This is a genomic window from Streptomyces brasiliensis (genome assembly GCF_014647875.1).
Taxonomy (GTDB): domain Bacteria; phylum Actinomycetota; class Actinomycetes; order Streptomycetales; family Streptomycetaceae; genus Streptomyces; species Streptomyces brasiliensis.
This window is the reverse complement of the sequence record NZ_BMQA01000139.1, coordinates 1-8274: the sequence shown is the minus strand read 5'-3', so window position 1 is coordinate 8274 and position 8274 is coordinate 1. Positions and strand designations below refer to the sequence as shown.

The 8274-nt window shown below is 68.5% G+C and carries 8 protein-coding genes and 4 pseudogenes; 10 read left to right on the top strand and 2 right to left on the bottom strand.

Features of this window, described 5'->3' with window-relative positions:
- The 9 genes and pseudogenes from IEZ19_RS52405 to IEZ19_RS52380 form a co-directional block, all read left to right on the top strand.
- Positions 1-225 (top strand): annotated as a pseudogene (locus IEZ19_RS52405) (NF041680 family putative transposase); the annotation flags it as partial.
- 34 nt (positions 226-259) lie between these two features.
- A pseudogene (locus tag IEZ19_RS52400) lies at positions 260-768 on the top strand (ATP-binding cassette domain-containing protein).
- Positions 768-1154, top strand: a complete 387-nt coding sequence (locus IEZ19_RS52395; protein ID WP_229841703.1) for an ATP-binding cassette domain-containing protein — start codon at positions 768-770, stop codon at positions 1152-1154. The pseudogene IEZ19_RS52400 and the gene IEZ19_RS52395 overlap by 1 nt, the downstream one beginning before the upstream one ends.
- A gap of 219 nt (positions 1155-1373) precedes the next feature.
- Positions 1374-2249, top strand: coding sequence for an ABC-2 membrane transporter-related protein (locus IEZ19_RS48495; protein ID WP_506005020.1), 876 nt, complete (start codon positions 1374-1376; stop codon positions 2247-2249).
- 231 nt (positions 2250-2480) lie between these two features.
- On the top strand, positions 2481-3956 hold the full coding sequence (locus tag IEZ19_RS48490) for an MFS transporter (protein WP_189317752.1): 1476 nt from the start codon (positions 2481-2483) through the stop codon (positions 3954-3956).
- Positions 3957-4064: 108 nt separating this feature from the next.
- Positions 4065-4466 (top strand): C40 family peptidase, encoded by a 402-nt coding sequence (locus IEZ19_RS48485; RefSeq protein WP_229841702.1) that lies wholly within the window; start codon positions 4065-4067, stop codon positions 4464-4466.
- Positions 4467-4738: 272 nt separating this feature from the next.
- Entirely contained in the window at positions 4739-5122 is a 384-nt protein-coding gene (locus IEZ19_RS52390; protein WP_229841701.1) for a hypothetical protein, read from the top strand.
- Between the two features lie 126 nt (positions 5123-5248).
- Positions 5249-5494, top strand: coding sequence for a hypothetical protein (locus IEZ19_RS53315; protein ID WP_189317750.1), 246 nt, complete (start codon positions 5249-5251; stop codon positions 5492-5494).
- A gap of 122 nt (positions 5495-5616) precedes the next feature.
- Positions 5617-6258 carry a hypothetical protein gene (locus tag IEZ19_RS52380; RefSeq protein ID WP_373297188.1) on the top strand — a complete coding sequence of 214 codons (642 nt, stop codon included), beginning with the start codon at positions 5617-5619 and terminating at the stop codon, positions 6256-6258.
- 202 nt (positions 6259-6460) lie between these two features.
- Here IEZ19_RS52380 and IEZ19_RS48465 read toward each other — a convergent pair.
- Both IEZ19_RS48465 and tnpA read right to left on the bottom strand, forming a co-directional pair.
- Positions 6461-6994: pseudogene (locus IEZ19_RS48465) on the bottom strand (MFS transporter); the annotation flags it as partial.
- A gap of 79 nt (positions 6995-7073) precedes the next feature.
- A pseudogene (gene tnpA / locus IEZ19_RS48460) lies at positions 7074-7322 on the bottom strand (IS200/IS605 family transposase); the annotation flags it as partial.
- 40 nt (positions 7323-7362) lie between these two features.
- Between tnpA and IEZ19_RS48455 the strand changes: the two are divergent.
- Positions 7363-8274: RNA-guided endonuclease InsQ/TnpB family protein (locus tag IEZ19_RS48455; RefSeq protein WP_189317749.1), on the top strand; the 912-nt coding region annotated here is incomplete at its 3' end.

Below are 8274 nucleotides of genomic sequence, written 5' to 3'. Positions count from 1 at the left end.
CATGTCAGTTGTCTCCTGCACGGGTCCGCAGGGGGTTTCGCCACCTCCGTCCCCACCTGCCTGCCCAGCCCGACCGGAGTGCCTAAACCCGGCACAGCAGGCCCCGGCCGCCCACCAGGCCGACGCAACACCACCCGCGCCGCCCGCCCCACCGTGGGAGAAGGCCACGAGCACGGCGCGACACCGGAGAGGCGCCCCGGCTCGAACACCGAGCGAGCGAGGTAAAAACACAAGTTAAGGAGTTGGGAGGGAACCGAGAGTGATTCCGATTCTCGAAGCGGTGGGATTAAGCAAACGGTACGGACGCGTCCAGACCGTCACCGACTGCACGTTGACCATTCCCGCGGGCCGGGTCGTCGGCCTGGTCGGGCCGAACGGCGCGGGCAAGTCCACGCTGCTGCAGCTGACCTGCGGGCTGATCGCACCGACCACCGGCAGGTCCTCGGTGAGCAGCCCGCGACCAGCCCGGCCCAGCTGTCCAAGGTCGGCTTCGTCGCCCAGGAAACGCCGGTCTACGCACGGCTGTCGATCGCCGACCACCTGCAGATGGGGACCCGGCTGAACCCCCGCTGGGACGCCGCTCTGGCGGATCGGCGCATCCGGCAGCTCAACCTGGACCCCGCCCAGAAGGCCGGGCAGCTCTCCGGCGGCCAGCGCGCCCAGCTCGCCCTGACCATCGCCGCCGCGAAACGGCCCGAGCTGATCATCCTCGACGAGCCCGTCGCCGCGCTCGACCCCTCGCCCGGCGGGCGTACCTGCAGAACCTGATGGAGTTCGTCGCCGAGCTCAACGTCGGCGTCATCCTCTCCTCGCACCTGCTCGGCAACCTCGAGCGGGTCTGCGACCACATGATCATCCTGGCGTCCTCGCGGGTGCAGCTCGCCGGCGACGTCGACAACCTCCTCGCCACCCACTACCGCCTCATCGGCACCCCGGCCGACCTCGACGACCTGCCGCCCGGCAGCGACGTCATCCAGGCCGAACGCGCCTCCCGACAGGCCACCCTCATCGTCCGCACCAACGAGCCGCTTCCCGCCACTCTGCCCGACGCCGAGCACATCGACCTCGAGGACCTGGTCCTGGCATACATGACCCGGGCCGCCAACCAGGCCGTCAGCGGGACCGCGCCCGAGCCGCAGGAGGCGCACCGATGATCTGGCTCACCTGGCGGCAGTTCCGCGTCCAAGCCTCGTCGCCGTCTCCGCCTTACTGGCGGCATACGTCGTCATCCTCGGCACCCGGATCCGGGACTCCTACGACACGGACGTCGCCCACTGCATCAACGCCTGTGCCACGGTCCGAGACCACTTCCTGCAGACGCACACGCCCATGTGTCCACGATCGGCATGATCCTGATCGGCATTCCAGCGTAGATCGGCATCTTCTGGGGCGCGCCCCTGGTGGCCCGCCAGTTCGAGGACGGCACCCATCGCCTGATCTGGAACCAGAGCGTCACCCGGACCCGCTGGCTCGCCGCCAAACTCGCCCTCCTCGGCCTCACCAGCCTCATCGTCACCGGAGGGCTGAGCCTGCTGCTCACCTGGAGCGCCAGCCGCTACGACCTGGTGAAGGGCGCCAGGTTCAGCGCGGCCTACTTCGACACGCGCAACGTCGTCCCGCTCGGCTACGCCCTGTTCGCCTTCGTGCTGGGAACCCTCGTCGGGCTGATCGTGCGCCGACTGCTGATGGCGATGGCGGTGACACTGGTGGTCTTCGCCGCGGTCCAGATCGTGATCCCCAGCGCGCTGCGGGCGCACTACCTGCCGCCCAGCACCAGCAGCGTGGCACTCAGCGCCGACGTGCTCACGGACTCGGCGTTCACGATCTCGACCAAATCGGTGAGCCTCTTCAACTACAGCGCCCCCGGCGCCTGGTCACTGACCTCGAAGAGCGAAGTGGTCGACGCGAACGGCAAGGCCGTGGCGGGCAAGGCGGTCTCCGCCTGCATCTCGCCGGGCGACGACGGTCCGCAGGTGGACGACAAGTGCCTCAGCAAGCTGAGCCTGCACTTCGACTACACCTCCAGGCGGCTGACCGCTACTGGCCGTTCCAGTGGATCGAGCTGTCCGGATTCGCCGTCCTCAGTGCCCTGCTGGCCGGGCTGGGCTTCTGGTGGATCCGCTACCGGCCGAGCTGATGCCGTACGACACCCCCGCGACGACGACGCGGCCGGGTGCTCGATCGCATGCGATCGAGCACCCGGCCGCGGTGGTTTCACCCCTACTGCCAGCGCCATTCCTGCTGGTTGAGGAGGTGGCCGGCCGTGACGCCTCGGTCGGCGCACCAGGTCAGGAACTCCTCGTGGCCGCGTGATCGAGGACCGGGCCGCCTCGAACGCCGGAGCGTCCGTCCCACCGTCCGCACCACGCTTCGGTTTCCCTCGTGCGCTCGGGTGGTACCCGTCAGCGGCGCGGCCGGGCAGCGGCCGAGGACGCCGTATGTGCCTGGCGTCGGGCGGCAGGTCGACCGGGAGGCGGGCGATGGGCGAGGACGTACACGGCACTGCGGAGGCCAGGACCGTGACCACCCGGGTACCCACCAGGCTCGACCGGCTGCCGTGGTCCCGGTGGCACTGGATGATCGTCGTCGGCCTGGGCACGGTGTGGATCCTCGACGGCCTCGAGGTGACGATCGTCGGCTCCATCGCCAGCAGGCTCTCCCAGGAGGGCAGCGGACTGGCCATCACCGACGCGCAGGTCACCGGCGTCGGCGCGGCTCTGTACGTCGCGGGCGCCTGTTCCGGGGCGCTGTTCTTCGGAGGGCTCACCGACCGCTACGGCCGCAAGAAACTCTTCCTGGTCACCCTGTCGGTCTATCTGGCCGCCACCGCGCTGACGGCGCTGTCCTTCTCAGCCTGGTGGTTCTTCCTCTTCCGCTTCCTGACCGGCTTCGGCATCGGTGGTGAGTACGCGGCCATCAACTCCGCCATCGACGAGCTGATCCCCAGCAAGTACCGGGGCCGGGTCGACCTCATCATCAACGGCAGTTACTGGCTCGGCGCCATGGGTGGCGCGTTGCTGTCCGTACTCGCCCTGGACACCCGCCTGTTCGCACTCGACATCGGCTGGCGGCTCGCCTTCGGCCTCGGTGTCGTTCTCGGCCTGGTCATTCTGCTGGTGCGCCGTCATGTGCCCGAAAGTCCCCGGTGGATGCTGATCCACGGCCGGTCCGAGGACGCGGAACGGCTCGTCGGCGAGGTGGAGGACAGAGTCGAGCGGGAGATCGGGCACTCCCTGCCACAGGCCCGTGGCAAGATGACGGTCCATCAGCGCGGCCCCGTCGGCTTCGGCGAGATCGCGCGTACGGTCTTCCGGGCATACCCCCGGCGCGCCACCCTCGGGTTCGCGCTCTTCATCGGCCAGGCGTTCCTCTACAACGCCATCACCTTCGGCTTCGGTTCCATCCTGGTGCGGTTCTTCGACGTCCCCACTGGGTCGACCGGCTACTACTTCGCTGTCATCGCGCTCGGCAACTTTTTCGGGCCGCTGCTGCTCGGGCGTTTCTTCGACACCTGGGGACGACGACCGATGATCGCCGGCACCTACATCCTCTCGGGGCTGCTGCTCTTCGGCACCGCCGCGGTGTTCGACGCCGGGCTGCTGAACGCCACCACCATGACCCTCTGCTGGTGCGTGGTCCTCTTCTTCGCGTCGGCGGGCGCCAGTTCGGCATACCTGACGGTGAGCGAGATCTTCCCGATGGAGACCAGAGCGATGGCGATCGCCTTCTTCTATGCACTCGGCACGGCGGCCGGCGGCATCACCGGGCCGCTCGTCTTCGCCGGTCTGACCGAGAGCGGTATCGTCTCCGACGCGGTCCTCGCCTTCTCCATCGGTGCGGCACTGATGCTCGTGGCGGGCCTGGTCGCCGTGTTCTTCGCGGTCGCAGCGGAGGGCCGGTCCCTGGAGGACATCGCGACACCGCTGTCCGCCGTGAACGACGAGAGCCCGGCGTAGCCGCGCACGCCGCAGCGGTGCACGGAAGCGGACAGGCGTCGTGGCCGGCGACGGCACCATGGTCGGGTGCACCGCCGCCCAGCTCCGGAGCGGAGCTGTCATCCCCCAGTGACGGCTCCGACTTCGTACGCCTCAGGCGGCAACGCCAGCGGCAAGTCGTACGGCATCTGCTGCACCCCCAGCGGGAAGAGCGGCGCCCGCATCAAGGGCTTCGACTGCTCGGGCCTGACCACCTACGCCTACACCAAGGCCGGCATCCGGCTGCCACGCACCGCAGCCGCGCAAGCCGGGGCCGACCAGCGCATCCCCGCCAGCCTCGACACCAACGCGCTCAAGCCCGGCGACCGCGTCTTCTACGCCTACGCCCCCGGACACGACTCCACGATCTACCACGTCGGCATCTACGCCGGCAGCGGCCAGATGATCAACGCCGCCAGGCCGGGGACCGTCGTCCGGCTGGACGCGGTCGACACCATGTCCGGCTCCGCGGGAGGTGCCCGGCTGCTATGACAGCGTCCTCGGCGCACCCGCCGCACCTGCTGCTGACCGCCACCCTAATCCTCGCTGTGGCGGGAGTGCTCCTACTGGCCATGCCGAACAGGCCCAGCACATCCGCTCCCCCGCCGTCCCAAGCCCCTCCGCAGGGCCGCTCTTCATCTCCCTCCCCTGATGCGCGTCCTACGGCCGGCGGCGGCCCCGCAGCCATCGCCACCACCGCGGCGCCCACCCAGTCGGCCCTCCCGTCAGATCTCACGTCGGCGCTGCCTCCGCACGGCGAGAGCGTGACCGGCGATCGGGTCATCCAACAAACCCTTAAAACCGCCTGGCCGTCAGACCTTGACCCACGAGACGAGCAGCAGCTACTCGCAGCCGGCCGTGCACTGCTGCGGGCGGACGCCACCGGGATCGGCCGCGCCAGATGGCCCGCGTCCTTCGGCAACGTCGGCCAGGCGATCGCTCCGGCGTTCGCTACCGCCCGATTCCGCGTCCAGGCAGCCATCGCCCGCCGCGACGGCAGTTCCGATCGGGCCGTGGTGCACCTGGTGTGGGCGGGCACCGACCGCGGCGGCACCTACACCGACGGCCGTATCACCGAGCTGCACTTCACCCGCACGACCTCGACGAAGAAAGGGGGCTCCCCGTGGCCCCCGCAGCCCCGCACGTGACCGGCCGGACCGACGAGAACCCGGCGGGTCATGCACTCGGCCTGCTCACCGACCTGCTGGGCGCTGCCGACTGGCTCTACCACCACTGGTACCTGCCCGCCATACCCCGTCACCGCGTGCTGGGACATGGGCACGATGGTCGTACAACGGCTCGCAGCCAAGGCTTCAGCCGAACGGATGGCCCTGGAACTCGCCACCACCCGGCACTTCGACCCGAGCCTCGAGCAGATCTTCCGCCGAGGCATCCAGCTCGCCCGCGCGTCCACGGCCATGCCCTGGCGGGCACCCCGCCGCGAATCGGTGGCCGATGATCGAGTAGAGGTCTGCTCCCGGCGGCGTTCCGACGCGAAGACGCGTCTCCTGTGCCAGTGAACTTTGAGCGTGTGCCATCGAAGTTTGAGTGCTCACTGTCCCGCCTCGAATGACTTAGGTCGCAGAGCCCGATCTTGTTGAGTATGTGTACTCATGCACAGCGGGAGGCTTGACCGCAGGCTGTGCGCATGACACGAATTCCTGCCCCGACCAGTACGGTTGCCCACTCCCCACGGCGGCCACGGCCCGCCCTCGCGGTAACAGCCCTCGTCATTCTGTCGCTCACCGCCTGCGGCACCGGGAAGACAAGTGCCGCCGGATCGCACAGCAAGCCCGCCGAAGCCGTCGGCGCCCAGTACGCCGAGCCGTCGGCCGGCTCGGATCAACAGATGGCCTTCACCGCGATGTTGAACAAGGTCGCGCAGTCGTGCCCCTCGGGCGCCCCGTCGGCGAAGACACTGCCGACCGACGATCCCGCGACCGAGGCTCTTGAGGCACCCCGCGCCCCCACCGGCCCGGAAGCGGAGTTGGACGCTCGCGACTGGTGCGCGAGCACCCTCCATGAAGAACGCATCGCCCAAGCACTTTGGTATCTGGAAGACCCCACCCCCGCCAAGGTCAGGAAGATCCTGAACAGCCTCGGCTACATCGACGAACGCATCCACGACCTCAAGCAGTCCGGCGCGGCTACGCGGTTCTTCCTCGACCTGCGCGTCAAGGGTGGCCGGCTCTGCGTGGAAGGTTCAGCGGCCGGCGAGGAAACCATCGTCGATGCATGCGTGGCCCCCGAGAACGGACCGTTCAGGCCGGGCAAGCGTACGTAGTGGCCACCCTGATACGCGGGTGTCCGTTCTCATCGAGGCTCGCTGCCGATAGGTCTCTGAGCTGGGAGCTGTCGCCTTGGAGTGACACGGCGCCGTTCGCTGGAGTGTCACGTGCCATGTGTGATGCTCGGCAGATCACGGGTGTGTCATCGAGCCTGGTGAGGACCGGTTCGCTGAGCTGCGGTTTGTCAGTCTCGCTGACCCAGGCGGCGGATCCGCCGAGCATGACCAGGCCGGGGCGGGGCAGCCGAGTGAAGGTCCCGGAAAAGAAGGACGCTGCGACGCCGCCGACGGCTATGGCGGTGAGGAACAGTCCGAGAGTCCGCGGGTTGCCGCCGAATCGTTCGGCGTTGATCAGGGGGAACAGGCTGATGGGCATCGACAGCACGGTGGTGGCCAGGTCTGTGAGCAGTGCCTCGCGAATGACAGGAGTGCGCCCCAAGAAGGCCAGACCGTCCAGCACTCCGCGCAGGCCAGGCCGTGCGGGCTCGTCCCCGGGGTGCATCCGCGGCAAGCCGGACGCACCGTAGATCGCCGCGACGAATGTGAGGGCGTCGATCAAGTAGCAGCCGCCGACGCCCCACTCGCCCACGATCAATCCGCCGAGCGCGGGACCGAGCAGCATGGCGCCCTGGAAGGAGATGCGTCTCAGTGCCAGTCCCGCTGCCAGCTGGTGCTTGGGCAGAAGGTGGGGGATGAAGGTGCGTGAAGCCGGGCCGGTGCCGGCGCCGAAGCAGGGCCGGCCATCGGTCCTGCCGGTGAATTCTCCCCCGGCCTTCGGCCGGGAGGTGCCCCCAGCCGTATCCGCCGGGCCAGACGCCCTTGAGGCTGTTGACCAGCTTGGAGACGGCGACCTTGGGCGGGTAGTGCACCAGCAGGTGGACGTGATCGCGTTCGCCGTTGAACTCCTTCAGCTCCGCCTCGAAGTCCTCGCACACCTTGCGCATGCTCTCTTCGCAGCGCGTCAGCATCTCGTCGTCGAACACTCCGCGCCGGTACTTCGTCACGAAGACCAAGTGCACATGCATCGCCGAAACCACGTGTCTGCCACGCCTGTAGTCGTTTCGCTACTCTATGGGATCAAGCGTCGTAGGATCCTGGGTCATGCAGCTCCGCTACAACTACCGGGCCTACCCGGACGCTTTGCAGCGCCGTGCGCTGGCGAGTGCGTTCGGGTGCGCCCGCGTGGTGTGGAACGACTGCCTGCGTGACCGCAAGGAAGCACACGCGGCCGGGCTGCCGTACGTGAAGTCGGCAGAGCTGTCCCGGCTCCGCATCACCCAGGCCAAGCGCACCGCCGAGCGCGCCTGGCTCGCCGACGTGTCGGCGGTCGTCCTGCAACAGTCCCTGCGGGGCCTCGATACCGCCTACCAGAACTTCTTCGATTCGATCAAGGGCGAGCGGCAGGGCCGGAAGGTCGCTCCGCCCCGCTACAAGTCGAAGAAGGACACCCGGCAGTCGATCCGCCTCACCACCAACGCCTTCTCCCTCCAGGACAACGGCACCGTGTACGTGGCCAAGGTCGGCAACCTCAAGGTCACATGGTCGCGCCGACTTCCGGCAGCCCCGACGTCCCTGACCGTCACCAAGGACAGCTGTGGCCGGTACTTCCTCAGCTTCGTCGTGGACACCGAACCGGACATCCTGCCCGAGCTGGAAGCGGAGGCCGGTATCGACCTCGGGCTGTCCGCCTTCGCGGTCCTGTCCGACGGAACGAAGATCAGCGCCCCGCGCTTCCTGCGCCGGGCGGAGAAGAAACTCAAGCGCCTGCAGCGGGAGCTGTCCCGCAAGGCCAAGGGATCGAAGAACCGGGCCAAGGCCCGCATCAAGGTCGCCCGCCAGCACGCACGTGTGGCGGACCGGCGCCGGGACTTCCACCACAAGGCATCCACGCAGATCATTCGCGACCACCAAGCGGTGTATGTGGAAGACCTCGCGGTGTCCGGCCTCGGCCGCACCCGGCTTGCCAAGTCCGTGCACGACGCCGGATGGTCCGCGTTCGTCGGCATGCTCGAG

Excerpts from the sequence above, each read along its gene's own strand:
- IEZ19_RS48490 (WP_189317752.1), top strand. The coding sequence starts at position 2,481 with ATGGGCGAGGACGTACACGGCACTGCGGAGGCCAGGACCGTGACCACC.
- IEZ19_RS52395 (WP_229841703.1), top strand. The coding sequence starts at position 768 with ATGGAGTTCGTCGCCGAGCTCAACGTCGGCGTCATCCTCTCCTCGCAC.
- IEZ19_RS53315 (WP_189317750.1), top strand. The coding sequence starts at position 5,249 with ATGGGCACGATGGTCGTACAACGGCTCGCAGCCAAGGCTTCAGCCGAA.